The 20,447-nt window shown below is 69.3% G+C and carries 23 protein-coding genes and 1 pseudogene; 15 read left to right on the forward strand and 9 right to left on the reverse strand.

The annotated features are described in order from the left end of the window. The 6 genes and pseudogenes from LDL49_RS54500 to LDL49_RS54525 all read left to right on the forward strand — a co-directional run. Positions 1 to 214 (forward strand): annotated as a pseudogene (locus LDL49_RS54500) (alcohol dehydrogenase); the annotation flags it as partial. Between the two features lie 58 nt (positions 215 to 272). Next, a complete protein-coding gene (gene pflB / locus LDL49_RS54505; protein ID WP_225302844.1) occupies positions 273 to 2,528 on the forward strand; it encodes a formate C-acetyltransferase in 2,256 nt (751 codons plus the stop codon). Further along, entirely contained in the window at positions 2,525 to 3,316 is a 792-nt protein-coding gene (gene pflA / locus LDL49_RS54510) for a pyruvate formate-lyase-activating protein (RefSeq protein ID WP_225302845.1), read from the forward strand. Before pflB ends, pflA begins: the two co-directional genes overlap by 4 nt. 258 nt (positions 3,317 to 3,574) lie before the next feature. Continuing rightward, positions 3,575 to 3,688, forward strand: a complete 114-nt coding sequence (locus LDL49_RS58990; RefSeq protein WP_308016313.1) for a hypothetical protein — start codon at positions 3,575 to 3,577, stop codon at positions 3,686 to 3,688. A 164-nt stretch (positions 3,689 to 3,852) separates the two neighbouring features. After that, the gene (locus LDL49_RS54520) at positions 3,853 to 5,307 is read left to right on the forward strand and encodes a bifunctional aminoglycoside phosphotransferase/ATP-binding protein (protein ID WP_225302847.1); all 1,455 of its coding nucleotides are present in this window, start codon (positions 3,853 to 3,855) and stop codon (positions 5,305 to 5,307) included. Positions 5,308 to 5,413: 106 nt separating this feature from the next. Beyond that, positions 5,414 to 6,277 carry a universal stress protein gene (locus LDL49_RS54525; RefSeq protein WP_225302848.1) on the forward strand — a complete coding sequence of 288 codons (864 nt, stop codon included), beginning with the start codon at positions 5,414 to 5,416 and terminating at the stop codon, positions 6,275 to 6,277. A 155-nt stretch (positions 6,278 to 6,432) separates the two neighbouring features. Here LDL49_RS54525 and LDL49_RS58995 read toward each other — a convergent pair whose 3' ends face one another. Next, a complete protein-coding gene (locus LDL49_RS58995; protein WP_308016314.1) occupies positions 6,433 to 6,813 on the reverse strand; it encodes a DUF1918 domain-containing protein in 381 nt (126 codons plus the stop codon). 53 nt (positions 6,814 to 6,866) lie between these two features. On the opposite strand from LDL49_RS58995, the gene LDL49_RS54535 reads away from it, so the two are divergent. From LDL49_RS54535 to LDL49_RS54555, 5 genes are read left to right on the forward strand one after another with little or no spacing between them, the layout of a single operon-like run. Beyond that, entirely contained in the window at positions 6,867 to 7,244 is a 378-nt protein-coding gene (locus LDL49_RS54535; RefSeq protein ID WP_225302849.1) for a hypothetical protein, read from the forward strand. Further along, complete coding sequence (locus LDL49_RS54540) at positions 7,241 to 8,101, forward strand: hypothetical protein (RefSeq protein WP_225302850.1); 861 nt, start codon at positions 7,241 to 7,243, stop codon at positions 8,099 to 8,101. The genes LDL49_RS54535 and LDL49_RS54540 overlap by 4 nt, the downstream gene beginning before the upstream one ends. Further along, positions 8,098 to 8,271, forward strand: a complete 174-nt coding sequence (locus tag LDL49_RS54545; RefSeq protein WP_225302851.1) for a hypothetical protein — start codon at positions 8,098 to 8,100, stop codon at positions 8,269 to 8,271. The genes LDL49_RS54540 and LDL49_RS54545 overlap by 4 nt, the downstream gene beginning before the upstream one ends. Next, positions 8,268 to 8,903, forward strand: a complete 636-nt coding sequence (locus LDL49_RS54550) for a hypothetical protein (protein ID WP_225302852.1) — start codon at positions 8,268 to 8,270, stop codon at positions 8,901 to 8,903. Before LDL49_RS54545 ends, LDL49_RS54550 begins: the two co-directional genes overlap by 4 nt. 21 nt (positions 8,904 to 8,924) lie before the next feature. Further along, entirely contained in the window at positions 8,925 to 9,275 is a 351-nt protein-coding gene (locus LDL49_RS54555; protein ID WP_225302853.1) for a hypothetical protein, read from the forward strand. 237 nt (positions 9,276 to 9,512) lie between these two features. Here LDL49_RS54555 and LDL49_RS54560 read toward each other — a convergent pair whose 3' ends face one another. Next, positions 9,513 to 10,088: an RNA polymerase sigma factor gene (locus LDL49_RS54560; RefSeq protein ID WP_225302854.1), complete on the reverse strand. Its 576-nt coding sequence runs from the start codon at positions 10,086 to 10,088 to the stop codon at positions 9,513 to 9,515. A gap of 399 nt (positions 10,089 to 10,487) precedes the next feature. Between LDL49_RS54560 and LDL49_RS59000 the strand changes: the two genes are divergently transcribed. Beyond that, positions 10,488 to 11,360 carry a transglutaminase-like domain-containing protein gene (locus LDL49_RS59000; protein WP_225302855.1) on the forward strand — a complete coding sequence of 291 codons (873 nt, stop codon included), beginning with the start codon at positions 10,488 to 10,490 and terminating at the stop codon, positions 11,358 to 11,360. Here the strand turns inward: LDL49_RS59000 and LDL49_RS54570 are convergent. Genes LDL49_RS54570 through LDL49_RS54580 form a run of 3 tightly spaced genes read right to left on the reverse strand, consistent with a single transcriptional unit; the run spans position 11,344 to position 14,681 of the window. Then, complete coding sequence (locus LDL49_RS54570; protein ID WP_225302856.1) at positions 11,344 to 12,186, reverse strand: transglutaminase family protein; 843 nt, start codon at positions 12,184 to 12,186, stop codon at positions 11,344 to 11,346. The genes LDL49_RS59000 and LDL49_RS54570 overlap by 17 nt on opposite strands. Beyond that, positions 12,186 to 13,130 (reverse strand): alpha-E domain-containing protein, encoded by a 945-nt coding sequence (locus LDL49_RS54575; protein WP_214633824.1) that lies wholly within the window; start codon positions 13,128 to 13,130, stop codon positions 12,186 to 12,188. Before LDL49_RS54575 ends, LDL49_RS54570 begins: the two co-directional genes overlap by 1 nt. 9 nt (positions 13,131 to 13,139) lie before the next feature. Continuing rightward, the gene (locus LDL49_RS54580) at positions 13,140 to 14,681 is read right to left on the reverse strand and encodes a circularly permuted type 2 ATP-grasp protein (protein WP_225302857.1); all 1,542 of its coding nucleotides are present in this window, start codon (positions 14,679 to 14,681) and stop codon (positions 13,140 to 13,142) included. 77 nt (positions 14,682 to 14,758) lie between these two features. On the opposite strand from LDL49_RS54580, the gene LDL49_RS54585 reads away from it, so the two are divergent. Next, a complete protein-coding gene (locus LDL49_RS54585; protein ID WP_225302858.1) occupies positions 14,759 to 15,595 on the forward strand; it encodes a transglutaminase family protein in 837 nt (278 codons plus the stop codon). Positions 15,596 to 15,703: 108 nt separating this feature from the next. On the opposite strand, the gene LDL49_RS54590 is transcribed toward LDL49_RS54585, so the two are convergent. The 4 genes from LDL49_RS54590 to LDL49_RS54600 form a co-directional block, all read right to left on the reverse strand. Further along, entirely contained in the window at positions 15,704 to 16,177 is a 474-nt protein-coding gene (locus tag LDL49_RS54590) for a hypothetical protein (protein ID WP_225302859.1), read from the reverse strand. A 26-nt stretch (positions 16,178 to 16,203) separates the two neighbouring features. After that, positions 16,204 to 16,329 carry a hypothetical protein gene (locus LDL49_RS58030; protein WP_263656716.1) on the reverse strand — a complete coding sequence of 42 codons (126 nt, stop codon included), beginning with the start codon at positions 16,327 to 16,329 and terminating at the stop codon, positions 16,204 to 16,206. A 312-nt stretch (positions 16,330 to 16,641) separates the two neighbouring features. Next, the gene (locus LDL49_RS54595) at positions 16,642 to 17,406 is read right to left on the reverse strand and encodes a tyrosine-type recombinase/integrase (RefSeq protein WP_225302860.1); all 765 of its coding nucleotides are present in this window, start codon (positions 17,404 to 17,406) and stop codon (positions 16,642 to 16,644) included. Positions 17,407 to 17,691: 285 nt separating this feature from the next. After that, positions 17,692 to 18,132, reverse strand: coding sequence for a hypothetical protein (locus LDL49_RS54600; protein WP_225302861.1), 441 nt, complete (start codon positions 18,130 to 18,132; stop codon positions 17,692 to 17,694). Positions 18,133 to 18,284: 152 nt separating this feature from the next. Between LDL49_RS54600 and LDL49_RS54605 the strand changes: the two genes are divergently transcribed. Continuing rightward, entirely contained in the window at positions 18,285 to 19,544 is a 1,260-nt protein-coding gene (locus LDL49_RS54605; RefSeq protein WP_225302862.1) for a sensor histidine kinase, read from the forward strand. Beyond that, positions 19,529 to 20,176, forward strand: coding sequence for a response regulator transcription factor (locus tag LDL49_RS54610; protein ID WP_225302863.1), 648 nt, complete (start codon positions 19,529 to 19,531; stop codon positions 20,174 to 20,176). Before LDL49_RS54605 ends, LDL49_RS54610 begins: the two co-directional genes overlap by 16 nt. The last annotated feature ends 271 nt before the right edge of the window (positions 20,177 to 20,447 follow it).

Raw genomic sequence — 20,447 nt, forward strand, 5'->3', positions numbered from 1 at the left:
CGAAGACCTGTGGATCCGCAACCTCACCATCACCACCGGCCTGGTCGACACCTACTCCACGCCGACCCTCCTGGACATGATCGCCGCCGGACGGCTGGACCCCAGCACATTCATCACCCACCGCTTCACGCTGGACGACATGACCACCGCATACGAGACCTTCGCCGACCCGACGGCGACCGGCGCCCTCAAGGTGGTCCTGTCCCGCGGATGACGCCGATACGCCGGCCACAACCGAAAGAAGAGCAGGCATGCGACATGAGGGAGCACCGATGACGACCACGACGGGCCACCCCACCGAGCTCGGGGCATGGCGCGGCTTCAGCGGCACAGCCTGGCGGTCGGCGGTGGACGTGCGTGCCTTCATCCAGGCCAACTACACGCCCTACGAAGGCGGCGCGGAGTTCCTCGCCGGCCCGACGGAGCGCACCGCGGCCGTGTGGGCGAAGGTCTCAGCGATGTTCCCCGAGGAGCGACGGCGCGGGATCTACGACGTCGACACCGCGACGCCGTCGTCCATCACCTCCCACCGCCCCGGCTACATCGACGCCGACCGCGAGCTGATCTTCGGTCTGCAGACCGACGCGCCGCTGAAGCGCGCCATCATGCCCGCGGGCGGACTGCGCATGGTGGAATCCGGCCTCGCCGCCTACGGCCGCACCCTCGATCCCCTGGTACGGAAGATATTCACCAAGTACCGCAAGACGCACAACGACGGCGTGTTCGACGCCTACACTTCCGAGATCCGGCGCGCCCGCCGGGCGGGCGTCATCACCGGCCTGCCCGACTCCTATGGCCGTGGCCGGATCATCGGCGACTATCGCCGGGTCGCGCTGTACGGGGTGGACCGACTGATCGAGGCCAAACGGGCCGAGCTGCGCTCTTTGGAGGGCGCCTTCGCCACCGACGCGGTGATCCGTGACCGCGAGGAACTGGCCGAGCAACTGCGCGCCCTGGCCGAGCTGAAGCAGCTGGCCGCCTCCTACGGCTACGACATCTCCCATCCCGCCACCACCGCACGCGAGGCGATCCAGTGGCTGTACTTCGCCTATCTGGCCGCGATCAAGGAGCAGAACGGCGCCGCCATGTCGCTCGGCCGCACCTCTACCTTCGTCGACGTCTACCTGCAGCGCGACCTGGCCGAGGGCCTGATCACCGAAGAGCGCGCGCAGGAGCTCATCGACGACTTCGTCATCAAGCTGCGCATCGTCCGCTTCCTGCGCACCCCGGAATACGACCAGCTCTTCTCCGGCGACCCCACCTGGGTGACCGAGTCGATCGGCGGCATGGGCTCGGACGGGCGCACGCTGGTCACCCGCACCAGCTACCGCTACCTGCAGACACTGCGCAACCTCGGCCCCGCCCCCGAGCCGAACCTCACCGTCTTCTGGTCGCCGCGCCTTCCGCAACCGTTCAAGCGGTTCTGCGCCGCGCTGTCCATCGAGACCAGCTCGATCCAGTACGAGAGCGACGACCTGATGCGGCCGCGCTTCGGCGACGACACCGCCATCGCCTGCTGCGTCTCGGCCGCCCCGGTCGGTCGGCAGATGCAGTTCTTCGGCGCCCGGGTCAACCTCGCCAAGACACTTCTGTACGCGATCAACGGCGGTCGCGACGAGGTCACCGGCGAACAGATCGGCCCCCCGTACCCAGCACTGACCGGCGACCACCTCGACTACGAGCAGGTCTCCGCGGCGCTCGGCCGGATGATGGACTGGCTGGCCGCCACCTACGTCAACGCGCTGAACGTCATCCACTACATGCACGACAAATACGCCTACGAGCGCATCGAGATGGCCCTGCACGACTACCCCGTCAAACGCACCCTGGCCTGCGGCATCGCCGGACTGTCCGTCACCGCCGACAGCCTGTCGGCCATCAAGCACGCCCGCGTCAACGTGATCCGCGACGAGAGCGGCCTGGCTGTCGACTACACCGTCGACGGCGACTACCCCGCCTACGGCAACAACGACGACCGCGCCGACGCCATCGCCGTCGACCTGGTCCGCGCGTTCATGACCAAGATCCGCCGCCACCCCGCCTACCGCGACGCCGAGCACACCCAGTCCGTGCTCACGATCACCTCCAACGTCGTGTACGGCAAGCACACCGGCAACACCCCCGACGGCCGGCGTGCCGGAGAGCCGTTCGCCCCCGGCGCCAACCCGAGCAACGGCCGCGACCGCCACGGCCTGGTCGCCTCCGCACTGTCGGTGGCCAAACTCCCCTACGACCAAGCGCTCGACGGCATCTCCCTGACCAACACCGCCACCCCCGACGGGCTCGGCCGTACACCGGCCGAACGCGTGGACAACCTGCTCGGAGTGCTGGACGGATACTTCGACGCGGCCGGCTTCCACATGAACGTCAACGTGCTCACCCGCGCCGTACTGCTGGACGCCATGGAACACCCCGACCGCTACCCGCACCTCACCATCCGCGTCTCCGGCTACGCCGTCAACTTCGTCCGGCTCACCCCCGAACAGCAGCGCGACGTCATCAACCGCACCTTCCACGGATCGCTGTGAACACCCGCCAGGCCGAGCTCCGGCGGGCCGCCATCGAGCTGTGCCACCCGCCGGCACCACCGGGCACCGGAGTGATCAGCTCCTGGGACCTGTCCATCGGCGTGGACGGCCCCGGCACCCGCTTCGTGGTGTTCACCTGCGGCTGCCCGCTGCGCTGCCTGTACTGCCAGAACCCCGAGACCTGGCGGATGCGCGACGGTCACCAGGTCACGGTGCAGGAGGTCATGACCGAGATCGACAGATACCGGCGCTTCATCTCGGTGGCAGGCGGCGGGGTGACCATCAGCGGCGGCGAGCCGCTGCTCCAGCCCGGCTTCACCGCCGAACTGCTGCACCGCTGCCACGACAGCGGCCTGCACACCGCCCTGGACACCTCCGGCCTGCTCGGCGACCGTGCCGACGACACCATGCTCGCCGACACCGACCTGGTCCTGCTCGACATCAAGTCCTCCGACCCAGCCACCTACCGCAAGGTGACGGGCGGCCCGCTGGAACCCACCCTGCGCTTCGCCCGCCGGCTCGCCACACTCGGCCGCCCCACCTGGATACGGTTCGTCCTGGTCCCCGGACTCACCGACGCAGAAGAGAACGTGGACGGCCTGGCCCGCTTCGTCGCAGAACTGGGCAACGTCGAACACGTCGACGTCCTGCCCTTCCACCGCATGGCTGCGGACAAATACCGCAAACTCGGCCTAGCTTTTCCGCTGACCGACGTCGCGCCACCCGATCAGGACCTGCTCGACCGCGTACACGCCCAATTCCACGCCCACGGCGTCGCTAGCACCTAAGATGCTTATCCGCTCCGATTTGGCGACCAGCGGATCCGTGGATCCTGCTCACTGCCGCGGCCCAAGCGACCCTGTGTGACTTCCCCGGCTACCTGCGCGAGGCGTTGGACGAGCTCAAGCCCGACTCCTGATACGGCAGGATCACGGTTGAGGCGGCACGGCACATGGAGGAGCACGGGGTCAAGAGGCTGCCGGTTATCCGACGCCGCCGACGTCTACATCAGGGTGGACAGGGGTGTCGTGACGCTCAGCGGGTCTGTGAACCGCCGCAGCGACGAGGAGATCGCCGCGCGGATGATCCAGCGGGTCCATGGCCTGGTCGATGTGATCGAGCCGTATGCCCGCGCTCACACCCGCCCGTCATCGTGGTAGGCCCGTGACCGAGTAAGCCGCATTGACCTGGGAAAATACAGATACGGGCAGTCGGGAGAGCACATCGCAAGACGAGGCGAGCCAGGCCCTGGCCAGATGGGCGGCAGAGCGCGGAGGCGTCATCGATGGGACCGTGGGCACAGATCAAGGAGACGCATTCCGCAGTGGTGATCCTTCTCGGGGATCAGGCCGTCAAGCTGAGGAAACCGGTAAATCTCGGCTTCCTGGACTTCACCACTCGCGAGGCTCGGTGGGCCATCTGCCACGAGGAGGTGAAGCTCAACCGGAGGCTGGCACCCGATGTCTACGAGGGGGTCGCTGACGTGCTCGGCCCCGACGGGCAGCTCTGCGAACATCTCGTGGTGATGCGGCGCATGGCCGAGGACCGCCGTCTCGCCACGATGATCCGCTCAGGCGAACCAGTGGAGGAGCATCTACGCCAGGTCGCCCGGATGGTCGCGAGCCTGCACGGCCGGAGCAGCCACAGCCCGCTGATCGACAGGCAGGGGGAGGTACAGGCGCTGCGGGGCCGCTGGACGGCGAGCTTCGAGCAGGTCCGGGCGCTGCCGGATGCGGTTCTCGACGCCGAGGTGGTCAAGGAGATCGAACGACTCGTTCTGCGCTTCCTCGACGGTCGTGAGCCCCTGTTCGCCACCCGGCTCAGCGAGGGGCGCATCGTGGACGGCCACGGCGACCTGCTGGCCGACGACATCTTCTGCCTGGACGACGGGCCACGGATCCTGGACTGCCTGGAGTTCGACGAACGGCTGCGCTTTGTCGATGGCCTGGACGACGCCGCCTTCCTGGCCATGGACCTGGAGCGGCTGGGCGCCCCTCGGCTGGCCGAGCTGTTCCTCCACTGGTATACCGAGTTCTCCGGTGATCTCGCGCCGCCGTCGCTGTGGCATCACTACGTCGCTTACCGGGCCTTCGTCCGCGCCAAGGTCGCCGGTCTGCGGCATCAGCAGGGAGATTCCAGCGCGGCGCGGGCGGCTCGCGAACTCGCCGAGCTGGCGCTGCGCCACCTGCGGGCCGGAGCGGTGACCTTGGTCCTTGTCGGTGGGACTCCGGCCACCGGCAAGACCACCATCGCCGCGGCGATCGCCGACCGGCTCGGCTACACGCTGCTGCACAGCGACCGCATTCGCAAGGAACTCGCCGGGATCGCGGCCGAACAACCCGCGCCAGCTCCCTTCGGCGAAGGCATTTACAGCCGGGAGTGGACCGAGCGCACGTACCACGAGCTGCTGTCCCGGGCGGAGACCCTGTTGCGTCACGGCGAACCGGTCACCCTCGACGCTTCCTGGAGCGATGCCGAACCGCGGGAGGCTGCCGAGCACCTGGCGCGGCGCACATCCAGCGACCTCGTGACCCTGCGCTGCACCGCGCTGCCGCAGCTGATCGCGGAGCGACTGACCCACCGCGAAGGGGGGATGTCCGACGCCGACCAGGCGATCGCCGCCGCCATCACGGCGAGGGCGGTGCCCTGGCCTGATACCACCGAGATCGACACCAGCGCGTCCCCGGAGCAGGCGCTCGAGCGGGCCCTGGCGGCGATCCACGCTCGGTGGCCGACGGCGCCATGGCGGTTCCGGCGCCCTCAAATGAAACCCGATTGATCACTTACAGCCCCGGTCAAGGCGGGGACGCGGCGGCCGTGGAGCGGTCGGGGCGATGTTCGGGAGCTTGGCAAGTGAGAGCCAGGCCAGTGAAAGGGAGTGTGTGATGGCAGGACAGATCGTAGTGGGCGTGGATGGTTCCGCTCCGGCGACTGCGGCGGTCGAGTGGGCGGCCGATGACGCGAGCCGCCGCGGACGCTCGCTTCGCCTCGTACACGTGTGCGAGCAATGGGCGCCCAGCCTGGGCAAGGCCCAGTGGCCGCTCAGCCTGGACGAGGCTGAAGCGGAGTACTCCGCCGAAGCGCTCCAGGCCGCCGCCAACAGGGCGCACGAGCTGGCGTCAGGGGTGGATGTGACCACGGAACTGCGCGAGGGCAACATCGTCGAGCAGTTGATCGCCGAGTCGGCCTCGGCCGACAGCGTGGTCCTGGGCAGCAGGGGACTCGGCGGATTCACCGGGATGGTGCTCGGCTCGGTCAGCATGGCCGTGGCCGGGCATGCCGCCGGGCCCGTCGTCGTCGTGCGTGGCCCCGTCGAGGGCCGGCACGGCCAGATCGTGGTGGGCTACGACGGCTCGGAGCGCGCGCGGGCGGCGATGGAGTACGCCATCGAGCAGGCGCGTGCCCGTCAGGCCCGCTTGCAGGTGGTCTACGCCTGGCAGGCGCCGCTGTCCACGCCGTACGCCACCGCCTACAGCAGCGCGCTGGAGAGCGCCTTCGAGCAGCAGAAGCGTGCGGCCCGCGAGGCGGTGAGCCCGTGGCGGGAGAAGAACCCGGATGTCGAGCTCACCGATGAGCAGGTATGCGAGCACCCCGTCGCCGCTCTCATGAACGCCTCGGCCTCGGCCGATCTGGTCGTAGTGGGCTCGCGTGGGATGGGCGGCTTCGCCTCGGCGATGCTCGGCTCGGTCAGCCGCGGTGTGCTGCACCACGTCACCTGCCCGGTCGCGGTGATTCGGCCACGGGGCTAGCCAGCGCCATGAAGCAGAGGCGGTATCACGGCCGAGGAAACGCCTTAAGCGGTGCTTGACCCACCGCTCGTGTTCCGTCCGAGGGGCTGGGCCACGCACAGCGATCGGCACCCCGGTCAACTCCGAGTGTCGCTGGGCCGTATGGACACCCGCGCTCACAGAGGCGGAAGCGATGACTCTCGCTCCTGTTTGCTCACCACACGGGCGTCCGGCCCTGGGAACACGAGGGTTTCACGTTCAGAGTCCGTCCAGCGCACAACGTACGGTGGGGAACCGTCATCATGCCGCAACTCCGTGATCACGCCGATCCGCCGGGGCTCATGGTTGTAGGTTCCCTCGACGATCAGCCGGTCTCCTATCGATGCCTTCATCGCGGTCTCCTCCCCTCGACCGCGGCGGCCACCCATCTGGGCGGTGGCGCGCGAATCGCTCTGCGGCCCTAACCTCCAGTGCTTCCAGGGGACGGCAACCGGGAGGCCAGCCGGACGGGCGGCCGCCTCAAGGTCATCCCTCCTGAACGGCGAGGGTTTCTTCATCCTTCTCCTCCTACGGTCGATCGGCGAAGCCGGGGACGACGGCGACGGGGCACGTGGAGATGCTGACCGCGCCGTCGTGCCCGCCCTGGACCACGCCGTGCAACGTCTTCCAGCAGCACGCCGGGTTGTGGCCGCACTCGCGCACCATCGCCATCGAGCGGTTTGTGCGGCTGATCGTGGCCACGAGCGGGCTGACCGCGCACCTGCTGCCCCGAGACGGCGACGAGCACCAGATCGCGCTGACCGACCAGCTCGGCACGCTCGCCGGCATCCATCAGGAGGGCGGTTACGCACTGGCCGAGCTGCTGCGGCGAGCCGAGAGCGGCCGCGACCACGACAACGTCACCGTCATCGACCTGCTCGACCACTACCGCCAGAACGCCACCCCCGCCACCACTATCACCATCGAGGAAGCAGACCATCGGCGATGAGATCGCACGCAAGCCACAACCCCCGCACCCCGTTTCCCACCAGCAAGCACGACGCCAGCCACCCGCGCCTGCGCGAAGTAATCTTCGACCTGCTCATCAATCCCAAGCTGGTCGTCCTCCAGCGGACCAACGGCCAGATCCTCATCAGTGACCGGTACGTGCTGTGGGACCTGACCAGGCTGTACCTCGACGTCGGCCAGGCCACTGGCTGCGGCCCGATCAGCGTCGCCCAGCTGCCCGGGCTGCCGCCCGACGGCACCTACACCTGGGCCCGAAGCGATCCACCGGAACTGCTTGACCGGACAACGCTGATCAACCTAGCCGTGCGTTGGGCCAAGCACAGGACACCGGTCGGCAAGCCCCGGTACGCAGTCGGCTGGTCGCCTTGGTCGTTTAGGGACGGCCAGATCGGGGTGCTGCGCGGCCACCCCGTGGCGATCAACCGCAACGTGCTGGCCCGGCTAACCGAGCACTTCCCGGGCTATCAGGTCGTCGGCCGCCGCCCGGACCAGCCACTGACGGTCGTGGACCACCAGAGGCCACGCCAGGTCGCCGGGTTCATCGCCCAGCCGCTGGTCGCGCCCTCCGGCGATGACGATTCACTCACTGTCAGCGAGGTACTCGATCACGGCATTGGCTGGGATCGACCTGTCCCGTCCTCGCGGACACGGCACTCCGCTGTCGATGACGTCACCCCATCCCCGCGGCGCGCTGCCCGCCTCCCCTCGGTCGGCGAGGAGACCTCCTGTGCTTGCCGCAGGCCGACCCACGCCCGTAGCGCTGGCGAGGCGATCCCGGTTCCGTTCAGCATGATCGATCGTCGCCCGCGCGGCCATGGACGAGAGATCGACGGATGACGCCCGAAACCCGCGCGATCATTCAGCAAGTCATCGCGGATGCGCATCTGGCCGACGTCTCGGTAGACACCACGCCGCTGCTTGGGCTGGATGAGATGTCCGAGGTGGAGGCCGACGCCGCGATCGACGCCGTCTACCGGACGATCATGTTCGACGGGCTCCACGAGTGAGTCCCCGCATTCCCAAGCGCATGGCCGGTTGCCCCGTGCACGGCGGCCTGGCCGTGCCCGAGGTGGCAGCCCGGCACAACGACAACCGGCGGCCACCGCTATTCGGCATCAACCACCCCGGGCGGGTCAACCGACTGCTGGCCGAGAAACGGTGCGGCGGCTGCGGCCAGCCGCTCTCGACCAGACCCGGAGGCAAGTACACGCTGCTGATCCGGCCCGCGGACTTCACCCGCGGCTACTCCGCCGAACCCGCGCTCCACCCCTCCGATTGCGCCCCGTACGCGACCAAGGCGTGCCCGCTGCTGAACGGGCGAATGACCAGCTACCGCAGCACGCGGCGGGATCTGGAGGCAGAACGCTGCGGCGACCCGGCCTGCGACTGCCGCCGGTGGACCAACTCCGACGACCACGAGGCGCGCGCCGGCGCGACCGCATCTCCGGTCTACGCCGCCGCCGCCTACAGGCAGGAGGACTACCGACTGCACCGGGGTGATGTGCGCGAGCACCGCGACGTGCTGCTCGGCATCGCCGTGTCCGGGGCCGAAGCGCTGTCGGTCCGGCTGGTCGCCAACGGCGAGCCCTCGTTTCTGGACTTCGCCCGCGCCCTGCTGGTGAACCTTCCGCTGACCTGAAAGGGGTCATCCACCATGAGCGTGACAGTTACCGACGTCATGACCTTCGTCAGCCAGGCCGACGAGGACACCCTCGACCAGCTCGTCCTCGCAATCGAACAGCGCCGCGAAGTCGTCAAGGCTATTGCGGCGGCCGCACTCAAGGAGGGCGATGTCGTGGAGATTCACAGCATCAAGCCCGCCTACTTCAAGGGCATGCGCGGACGAATCGTCACCATCGAGACGATCAGAAGGACGCGCTGCGCGAGAGTCGCTCTCGACAACCTCTACGACCGCAGCACGGTACGGGCGAAAAAGCGTCAAAACCCCACTGACGAGCCCCTGACCCTGGACGGCATTCCGCTGGTCTGCCTGCGCAAGACCGGGGACTGAGATCCCGGGGACGTCGAGGGCACTCCCCTGATCCCGAAACCCTGCGCATGCCCAAGGAGCCGGTCGCGCCCCAGCGCGGCCGGCCTTCTGTTTGCGACCTCAAGGAGAAGCCCCATCGCGTCGGCCGACGCCATGGCCCTGACCGCTCCCGGCGGCGGCAACCTGATGGCCGCCGTCTCATGACCGGCTCGCCGCCACGGCCCCCGCTTTCCCACGCCCTCTCCAGGGCGCCCTCTTCTAGGAGGCGAGACGACATGACCGAGATCGCCCCCCAGGTAGACGAGAACTGCCGTGCCAGAGGGGCGACGGCGTACCGTTCCAGCCGTCGGCCACGTACGCCAGCCCGGCGCAGCGGGGCTTGGCCGAGAGCGCGCGCACCACCGCGCGGGCCGACTCCAGTCGCCGCTTGACCCGCTGCACGCGGACGGCGGCGTGTTTCTCGTTCAGGTCCAGCCCGGCGGCCAGCTCGGCCCGGCTGAGCTCGTCCGCGACCTCCAGCCACCACAGCGCGAGCACCTCGCGGTCGTCGTCGAGCCAGCGACCGGCCTCCGCGGTCTCCTTGCGCTGCCCGGACAGGCCGAGCCGGGTCACGGTGAGACCCGCGATGTCGGCACTGGCGTCGGCCAGGCCCAGCGCCTCGTCGAGGGCGGCGGGAGTGGTGGCGGTGGCCCGCCGCCACTCCCGCACCTGGTTCATGGTGATGGCGACCAGCCAGGATCGGAAGCTCCTGGGGTCGCGCAGCCCGGACACCCCGGTCACGACCCTGGCCATCGTCTCCTGCACGACGTCGTCCACGTCCGGGTGGCCGTTCATGGCGACGCCCTGCGATGTTGTACACGAGCTGCAGATGGCCCCTGACCAGCTCGTCGACCGCTCCGTGATCGCCCGCCCCGGCCGCCAGCACCGTTTCGACCTCGTACGTCGACCGCGCGTACATCCATCACCCCGATCGGAGCCTCCGATGCTCCGACCAGGAGACGGGAACATCACCACTGAGATAACACAAACAGTGATTGTTCCAGTTTGTCGCTTATGTGACCATCGCCGATGGTGCGTCGCTGAGGACCCGAGAGCAGGATGGCAGTGTGGTCGGTGCCGGCGGCGAAGGACCGCACGGCCCGGACAAGTAGGTTGAGATCGCCACCATCGTGCCGGACCACCGGGCGCTCAAGGGCTTCCTCGAATGCATGAGATCGGCTACGGATGAGTAATGTGAGCGAAACAACGCGGCAGCACGATGAGGTCGTGGACATGCGACGGGTGCGGGTGGGATGCGAGTTCGTGCACGTCGCCGCCGCCGACACCCCGGCCGTCTTACAGGTCGAGCTCCGGAACGCGGCGCCGATCAGTCTCGTGGGGCAGGAGTGGTCGGTGGAGCCGCAGTTGCGCATCCGCCACTACACCGACCTCTACGACAATCCGTGTGTGCGGGTGGTGCTCCCCGCCGGACGGTCCACGCTGCGCTACGACGCGTTGGTGCTCGTGCCCGACGCGTTCGAGGACGCCGACGAGCGGGCGCCGGAGCTGCCACCGGAAGAGCTGCCCGACGACGTTCTCATCTACACTCTGCCCAGCCGCTATTGCCTGCCTGACATGCTCGGCGACGAAGCCTGGTCGCGCTTCGGCACGCTGCCCACCGGCTACACCCGCGTACAGGCGATCTGCGATCACGTCAACAGTCACCTGACGTTCCAGTACGGCAGCAGCGGTCCGCTGTCGACTGCGGTGGACGTCAACACCGCCGGGTTCGGCGTCTGCCGCGACTTCACGCACCTGGCGATCTCGTTCTGCCGGGCACTCAACATCCCGGCGCGATATGTCTTCGGCTACCTGCCCGACATGGACGTGCCGCCGGACCTGGCGCCCATGGACTTCGCCGCGTGGATGGAGGTCTGGCTGGGCGATCGGTGGTGGACCTTCGATCCGCGCAACAACCAGCGGCGCAAGGGCCGGATCCTGATCGGACGTGGACGGGACGCGTCTGACGTAGCCATGATCACCACGTTCGGGGCACCGGTCCTGGAGTCGATGATCGTACGCGCGGAGGAGGAAGACTCCGGCGGCTCGGTCAGCCGAGCCGGGTGACCTCGACGGTGACGCCGAAGTGCTCCGGCGCCGAGCCGGAGTAGACGCCGGACAGCGGTCGCACATCAGCGTAGTCACGGCCACGGGCCAGCAGCACGTGCCGGCTGCCCACGTCGGCGAGGCTGGTCGGGTCGACCGCGACCCAGTCACCGGCCCAGAACTCCACCCAGGCGTGGCTCTCACCCGCGGTCACCTCCCCGACCTCGGCGTCCGCCGCCGGGTGCAGGTAGCCGGAGACGTAGCGGGCGGGCAGCCCGACCGCGCGCAGCAGCGCGAGCGTGACGTGCGCGAAGTCCTGGCACACGCCCTTCCCGGCCGCGCGGGCTTCGGCCGACGAGGTGCGTACGTGCGTCGCGCCCCGCTCGTAACGCAGCGTCTTGTGGATCCACTCGGCGGCGCGTAACCCGGCCTGCACCGGCGTCGACCCGGCGCGCAGGGACCGCCCGATCTCGGTGAGCTCCGGCTCGGCCGGAACGTACGACGAGGCGGCGAGCAGCTCGGCGAAGCGGTCCTGGACCGCCGGGCCGGCCAGGTCGGACCAGCTGGCGCCGACCGGCTTCGGCCGCGCCTGGGCAGTCTCGATCAGCGACGTCGCCAGCACGACGAGCTCGGTGTGCGGGACGTGGACGTCGAACGCGTCCACCGTCGTGCCCCAGTAGTCGACGTAGCGCAGGGGCCGGACCGCCGGTGTGATGGCGAGGGCGGCCTGCAGGGTGCGCTGCCCGTCGATGCTCGGCGGGGTCAACCGCGCTTCGTTGTACGAGGCGCGCACCGGTTCGGTGTACCGGTAGCCGGTGCGGTGCCGGACCGCGATCCGCCAGCTCATCACGCGAACTCCTCAAGGTTCCACTGCAGCGGCGGTGACCCGGCGAACAACCGCCGGGTGACCTCTTCGCTGACCGTCGACACGGTCCGCTGGAGCGCGTGCAGCCGTTCCGGCAGGTCGTCGAGGAGGTTGGCGGCGGACAGGAACTCCAGGTCGGTCCGGGCCCGGCCGATCGCCCGGCGAGCGGGCTCGTCCAGCGCAGACCTCCCGGACGCCGGATCGAGCCGGGCCAGCGCTTCCTCCCCGGTGCTGAGGGCGTGGAAGACCGACCGCGGGAAAAGCCGGTCGACCAGCAGGAACTCCAGCACCCGGGGAGCCTCGACGCCCTGCTGGTAGGTACGCAGGTAAGCGTCGTGCGCGGAGCAGGCGTGCAGGGTCGAGGTCCAGCCCTCACTCCCCCGCTTGGTGCCGATCCGGGCGGCGAGCAGGCGCGCGGTCATGTCCACCCGCTCCAGGCTGCGGCCGAGGACGAGCACGTCGTGACTCGCGTCCCGGCTCATACTCGCCTCGGCGTAACCCGCGAAGGTGGCCGCGCGTTCACGGACGTAGGAGAAGAACGGTGCGGGACCGAAATCGCGCGCGGCCGCCACCCGGGTCGGAAGGGAGTTGTGCGTGGAGTTGAGGCATTCCCAGATCTCCGCCGAGAGCGCCTCCCGCGCGCTGCGGGCGTTCCGCTGAGCGGCGACCAGAGCGCCGACGATCGAGTTGGGCCTGGCCTCGTCGTAGCCGAACAACTCCAGCAGGGCCCGGCTGTCCCGGTACTGCTGCGCGGTGGTCTCCGGAACCCCCATCACGGTCAACAGGACCGCGCAGGCGCCCGCCTCGTCCACGCCCGGGTCTTCGAGCACCTCGTGGAAATGCACGTCGAGCAGCCGGGAGGTGTCCTCGGCCCGTTCGACGTATCGGCCGACCCAGAACAGCGCCTCAGCGACCCGGCTCAGCATCTCGCTCCCTCACTGTTGCTGTTGCGGCTGATCGTTGTGGGGGCCTTGGTCGGGTACGGAGCCCCGCACCGCCTGCGCGGGGAACGCCGGCGGCCCGTCCGCCTCTGGCCCCTGCTCCGGCCTTGAGGTGAGCACCCAGGTGTCCTTGGAGCCGCCGCCCTGGCTGGAGTTGACGATCAGGCTTCCCTCCCGCAGTGCCACCCGAGTGAGTCCGCCGGGCAGCACCCGGACCTCCTCGCCGTCGTTGACCGCGAACGGCCGCAGGTCGATGTGCCGCGGCAACAGCTGATCGCCGAGCTGAGCCGGCGAGGTCGACAACAGCACCAGTTCCTGCGCGATCCACGCTCGCGGCTCGCCCAGCACCCGCTCACGCACTGCGGCCAGCTCGGCGTCGGAGGCGTGCGGCCCGATGACGATGCCGCTGCCGCCGGAGCCCTCCACCGGCTTGATCACCAGCTGGTCGAGCCGGGCCAGGCAGTCCGCCCGGACGTCCGGATCGTCGAGCCGGAAGGTCGTGACGTTGGGCAGCAGCGGCCGCTCGCCCAGGTAGTACTCGATGAGCTCCGGGACGTAGGTATACGTCAGCTTGTCGTCGGCGACGCCGTTGCCGATCGCGTTGGCAATCGTGACGTTACCGGCGCGGGCCGCGTTCAGGATGCCCGGACATCCCACGACGGACTCGGGCCTGAAGTGCACCGGGTCGAAGAAGTCGTCGTTGACGCGCCGGTAGACGACGTCCACCCGCTGCTGCCCGCCGATGCTACGCATGTACAGGACCTGCTCGCGGCAGAACAGGTCCCGGCCCTCGACCAGCTCGATGCCCATCTTGCGGGCCAGGAAGGCGTGCTCGAAATAGGCGGCGTTGTGGACACCGGGGGTGAGCAGCACCACTGTGGGCTGTTCGACACCGGCCGGCGCCGACCGGCGTAACGCGTCGAGCAGCCGTCCCGGGTAGGAGGCGACCGGCCGTACCTGCTGCTCCAGGAACAGGCCGGGGAAGACGCGCGCCATGGTCCGCCGGTTCTCCACCACATACGACATGCCGGACGGCACCCGCAGGTTGTCCTCGAGCACCCGCAGGACACCCGCCTGATCGCGGACCAGATCGATCCCGGCGAGGTGGATCCGCACGCCGTTCGGCGGGCGGATGCCGTGCGCCGGCCGGCAGAAGCCGGCCGAGGTGGTGATCAGCGAGCGCGGCACCACCCCGTCGCGGATCACTTCGCCCGCCCCGTAGACATCGGCGAGGAATGCCTCCAGCGCGCGCACCCGCTGCGCGACGCCTGCCTCGACGACCTCCCATTCGGCGGCGGGGATCAGCCGCGGGATCAGGTCGAGCGGAAAGACCCACTCCTCACCGGCATGGGAGAAGGTGACGCCCTGGTCGCGGAAGCTGCGATCCCGCGCCGCGCCCCGCCGCGCCAGGTCCTCTTCGGTGAGCGTCTGCAGGGCGTCGTACAGGGCCCGCATGTGCGGATGCGGCAGCCCGTCCGCCCCGAACATCTCGTCATATGCCGGGCCGCGCGGATATCCGTCCAAGAGCCCTCTCATACTCGGATTCGTACCACCGATATGTTGCCGCCACGAGTCTTAACTGTTGGGAAACAAATGCCGTTCAGTATGGGGGAATGACGGTCGCGACTCGGGTGGGGTGCGAGTCCCGCCAGATCTATGTCCTGCGGCAGCGCTTCCGCTATACCTATGACGCACCCGTACGCGACCTGAACCACCGTCTGGTCGTGGTGCCGCCGCGCCGCCACGGTGACCAACGCCGGCGTTCACACTCGATCACGGTCTCCGCCGCCGGCGCCCGGACCACCCATCGCAGGGACGCCGCCGGCAACACGGTCACCCGGTCCCGCCTGCCGCTGGTGGAGGACGGGGTCGAGTTCGCGCTGGAGGCCATCGTCGAACGGGTCGGGCCGGGGTCCGACGCGCTCCTGCCCACCGCCGCGCTCACCGACCCGCGATTCCTCCGGCCGACCCGGCTGACCGCCGCCGACCAGGCGATTCGGGAGCTGGCTTCGGCGATGGGCGGCCAGGAGCGGCTGGACACCGCCGAGCGGTTCTGCGCGTACGTCCATGAGGCGATCCTCTATGCGCACGACCTGACCACCGTCGCCACCACCGCCGCCGAGGCGCTCGCCATCGGCCACGGGGTGTGCCAGGACTCCGCCCATGTCATGATCGCGCTCTGCCGTTCGGCCGGGCTGCCCGCCCGCTACGTCTCCGGGCACCTGCTCGGCGAGGGCGGCACGCACGCCTGGGTGGAGGTCATCGTCGCCGACCCCGCCGGTGCCCGTGCGGTGGCGTTCGACCCGTGCAACGGGCGCCGCGCCGGGCTCGACTACCTGACCGTGGCCACCGGACGTGACTACACCGACGTGGCCCCGACCTCAGGCACCTACGTCGGCTCCGCCCGGGGCACGCTGACCGCAACCAAGCAGGTCAGCATCGAGGGATAGCCAACTGTTCGTCGTTAAAGGCGATATCGGATAATGGTCGTCAGCGCAGTCACGGGGGGGAACATCTGACGGAAGTCACCGGCCCGAAGCGTTCTCCCTCCCTCGCAGTCACACGCTGATGGTGGCCACCGAGGCCAAGGCGATGGCCGCCGCGGTGAGCATGAGGCCCCAGCCGTAGGTGTTGAGATAGGCGCCGAGCACGTACGCCGGGATGCGCGCGAACGGATTGCCGGTCTCGGGCACCGGGTCGGCCGCGGTGACCAGCAGGCCGAGCCCGAGCGACCGGGACAGGGCTGCGGTGATCACGAAGATCGCGGTGACGACGGTGATGCGCAGGTGCCCGTTGACCGGTAGCCACCCGCGGTCGATGAGCAAGCACAGCAGCGCGAACCCGAGCGCGGCCGGGAAGGTGTACCCGGCGGCGAAGGCGATGAGCATGGCCCCGTCGTCACCGACGCCCTGGTTGGCGATCAACTCCTGGATCGTCTGCCACGGCGTGTACCCGAACCCGAAGATCGCCGTGACCGCGAACGCCGCCAGCCAGCAATACCTGACGTGCTCAGCCTTGAGCCACTCGAACATGTCGGCCTCCTCCTCCACCTGCGCGATCAGGCTGTTTCGGTGGCTTGGGCCGCCGGAGCGGCCCATCGCGGTGCCGGGTCCCAGTCCGTGTCGGACAGCCTGAGCGTGCGTACGCCCAGCCGGCCGAAGACCACCGCGATCGCGCCGAGCATGGCGAGTCCGACCGCCGCCGGCGGGCCTCCCCCTTCCGGCGCGGAGCCGACCGGCAGCCCGCGATGGCCGGCGCTCCAGCCGTACTCCGACGAGCCGGGTTTCTAACCGCGCCTGCGGGCCGCCCCGAGCCGAGGGGCGGCCCGCCCTCATCGCCGAACTCCCTATCTCCCACTTCTCAACTCTCAGGAGAACCTGATGACCTGCATCGACGCCACTGGGGGTCCTCGTAGCAATCGCGGATAATCCAACGAACCCATCTCTGACCTGCGCTGATGGCACAAGAGGGTGCGATGGCCCTGAGCGGTTTGTCGTCAGTGGATCGCTTGGTCGCGGCGTCGGCGGGCGGCGCGGATCTCGGCGTCGGCGACCTTGTCGTCCAGCAGCGCGTACAGCTGGGTGGTCTCGGTGGAGGCGTGACCGAGGCGGCGGCGAACGGCCTCGATGGACACCCCGGCGTTGATGAGCTCGGTGGCGTGGGCATGACGCAGCTGGTGGATGTCGATCTCCACACCGGCGGCGGCACAGTAGCCCTGCCAGCGGTGGTGGGCGGCGTCGTACGACAGCGGCCCGCCCCGACCGTTGATGCTGGCCCGGAACAACGGGCCCGCGGCGTAGCTGGCGCGGGCCAGATAGAGCTTGAGCAGCGCGACGTAACCGCGGTCGTCCGGCAGCACGGTGCGCACGCTGCCGCCCTTGCCGCAGATGCGGACGTGCTCGTCGTCCAGGCGCAGGTCCAGGTCTTCGACATACAGACCGCACACCTCCGAGGCGCGGGCGCCGCACACGTAGGCGGTCTCGAACAGCACCCGATCCCGCAGCCGGTCTAGCGGCAGGTCCTTGCGCGGCCGCCGCGAGCAGATCACCGCCAGCACCTGGGCGACGTCGGCGGCCGCGGCCGGGCGGGGCAGCGTCTTGGGCACCTTGACGGTGTCGATGCGGTCCATCGGGTTGGCGGCCAGGAGGTCGTGGCGGACCGCCCACTTGGCGAAGGAGGCGACGGCGGCGCGCTTGCGCTTGCGGCTGGCTGGTTGAGCCCCGGACGTGCTCGTCTGTGCTTCCGGCCTGGCTCTGGCCACCGACGAACGCCGTCGACCATCAGCGGATCGGGGTGGAGACTTGGAAAGTCTCCACCCCGATCCGGATGCAACCCGAACGTCCGCCGTCTCCACCACGCCTGTCGAGAAGCCCGTCGTCCCAACACCCTAGCTCTGTGCCTGCTCGTCCCAGGACCCACGGGCCATCTACGAGAAGGGCACCACACCCTGCCCTGGAGCGGCAGACGCCGTCTCACGTGGAACGGGCCGGCGCCACCGAAGGTGGAGAGGCGTCACCGAAGGTGGAGAAGCGCGCTCGACGCCCGATCAGCCCCTCTTGGGGAAGGCGGCGCGCAGTGCGGAGCCGCGGGTGATGAACGCGACCCGGATGATGGGCAGCATGCAGACGACCTGCATCACGGCGTACCACAGCGGACAAATCTCCGGGATCAGGTCGACGCCGATGATCGCGATCGGCATGATGACGGCGAGAGCATTCATGCGCTCGAAGGCCCGTCGAGATCCCCGGGAAGCGGAGACCGTCATCCAGTAGATCAGCACGGCCACCACCGGCAGCAGGGCCGCCCGGACCCACATGAACGTGTTCACCATATGACCGCTGCTCGATACCACGATGACTGCCAAGAGGGCGATGGCGCTGAGTGCGCCGTACACCTTGATGCTGTTCTTCGCCGTGCCGAAGGCCCCTTGGGTGCGGGGGGTGTTGAGGAGTGCCGCCTCGGTCGTGGTGTGTGTGTTGGATTCCATGCTTAGCGACGCTACGAAGCGGTTGGTCGAGGCGGTATCGGTCCAGGCACACGGGTGGGTGGGGCCAGCCCCACTCCTTGGCCGGTCAGGGCAGTAGCGTGCTCCTCGCGGTGCACAGTAGAAGCATCGAATGGAGAGGCGAAGGAAGAGGCATGCGGCAGTTGGGTACCTGGACGGGGCGCATCGGCGTGGGGTTCGTGCGGTCGTGCGTAGTGGCAGTCGTCACCATGCCGGCCCCGGCCGTGTGGGCCGTGGCCGTAGCGTGGGCCATCTGGTGGGGCGCGGGGAACCCATGGTCGTGGCTGGGGCCGTTCGTGCTGGTGTGCGTGGGCACCCTCGGGCTGTCCCGACCGGTCTGCCGGCTGGTCCGTTCGCTGGTGGCGAGGTGGACGGGCACCTTCATCCCCGCCGGCTACCTGGAGGCCGGGCCGGTGGTGCGGATGTCCACCGGGTACTGGTGGAACGGCTTCTCCTACGAGCGCAGCCGGCGTGACGCCGTCCTGGATCAGAAATGGCGGGTGCGGTGGAAGGATCCCGCCGTCTGGCGCGACGTGCGGTTCACCGCGATCGTGCCGTTCGCCGCGGGCGTGGTAGCGGCCGTTCCGCCGGCCGGGGTGGTCGCGGCGGTCCTCGGGCTCGGCCAGCCGGGGCTCACCGCGCGCCTGGCCGGAGTGCTCGGCTTGGTCGTGGCCATCGCCACAGCTCCGTACGCCTGGCGGCTGCTCGTACCAGTCGCCGTCCGCTTCCTGCGCCCGTCGCGCGCGATGGCGATGACCGAGCGGGTGGAGGAACTGACCGCCCAGCGCGCGGACGCAACGGTCGCGCAGGCCGCCGAGATCCGCCGGATCGAACGGGACCTGCACGACGGGGCGCAGGCCCGCCTGGTCGCACTCGGACTCGCGTTGGCGACCGCCGAGAAACTAATGGAGACCAACCCCGACCAGGCGAAGGCGCTGATGCGGGAAGCGCGGGGCGGTGCCGCCGCCTCGCTGGCCGAGCTTCGCGAACTGGTCAAGGGGATCAGCCCGCCAGTGCTGAACGAGCGGGGGCTCGTCGACGCCGTCCGCGCCCTGGCCCTGGACGTCCCCCTCGACGTGGCCGTCAGCGCCGACGCCGGCCTGCGCCTGGACCCCGCGATCGAGGCCGCCGTCTACTTCGGCGTCGCCGAGCTGCTGACCAACGCGGTCAAACACGCCCAGCCGTCTCGGGCGCGGATCTCCCTCGCCCAGGACGACGCCGATCTCATCGTCGAGGTCGAGGACGATGGGCGGGGCGGGGCCAATGTGCGCGCCGACGGCGGACTCGCCGGTCTGCGCCGCCGCCTCGCGGTCTTCGACGGCACCCTGGAGATCAGCAGCCCGCCGGGCGGCCCGACCCGTGTGAGAATGGCACTGCCATGCGACTCGTTGTAGCCGAAGACCTCTACCTCCTACGCGAGGGGATGGTCCGCCTGATCCAGGCGTACGGGCACCAAGTGGTGGCCACGGCGGCCACGGGCCCCGAGACGCTGGAGGCGCTACGGAGATGGCGCCCGGACGTCTCCGTCATCGACGTTCGCATGCCGCCGAACCAGTCCGACGAGGGCCTGCGCGCGGCCCTGGCTGCCCGTGCCGAGATGCCTGGGCTGCCGGTCCTCATCCTCTCTCAGCACGTGGAGCAGCTGTACGCCCGGGAGCTCCTGGCCGACGGATCCGGCGGCGTCGGCTACCTGCTGAAGGACAGCGTGTTCGACGCCGACCAGTTCATCGGCGCCCTGGAGCGCGTCGCGGACGGCGGGACCGCCATGGACCCGGCCGTCATCGCCAAGCTGCTGTCCAGCAGTTCCCCAAGCCGCGGGCTCGAGCAGCTCACCGAACGCGAGCACGCCGTGCTGGCTCTCATGGCCGAGGGACTGTCCAACCAGGCCATCGGCCGCCGCCTTTTCCTCAGCGACAGCGCCATCAGCAAGTACACCACCTCCATGTTCGGCAAGCTCGGCATCGTCGACGACGAAGACACCAACCGCCGCGTCCGCGCCGTCTTGGCCTACCTGAACAAGCCCTAGCTTGATCGGGCGCCTGGCACGTTCACCTGACCTCATGCCCGCCGAACATGGCCCCCGTCCACGACCCCCGCCCTCGCTGTCGTCGGCATCCAGGCCGTCGCGGTGGGCTGGTTCTGGGCCACCCGCCGCCCGGCCAGGCGGCGGTGGGCTTCCCCTTCTAGCGTGGAGATCTGACCTAAGGAGAAGGTTGGGTCGTGGGAGAGACCAGACGCAGGTTCGATCCGGAGTTCCGCGCGGGCGCGGTGCGCATCGTGCGGGAGACAGGAAAACC

Origin of the sequence: Nonomuraea aurantiaca, from assembly GCF_020215705.1 — a bacterium.
Taxonomy (GTDB): Bacteria; Actinomycetota; Actinomycetes; order Streptosporangiales; family Streptosporangiaceae; genus Nonomuraea; species Nonomuraea aurantiaca.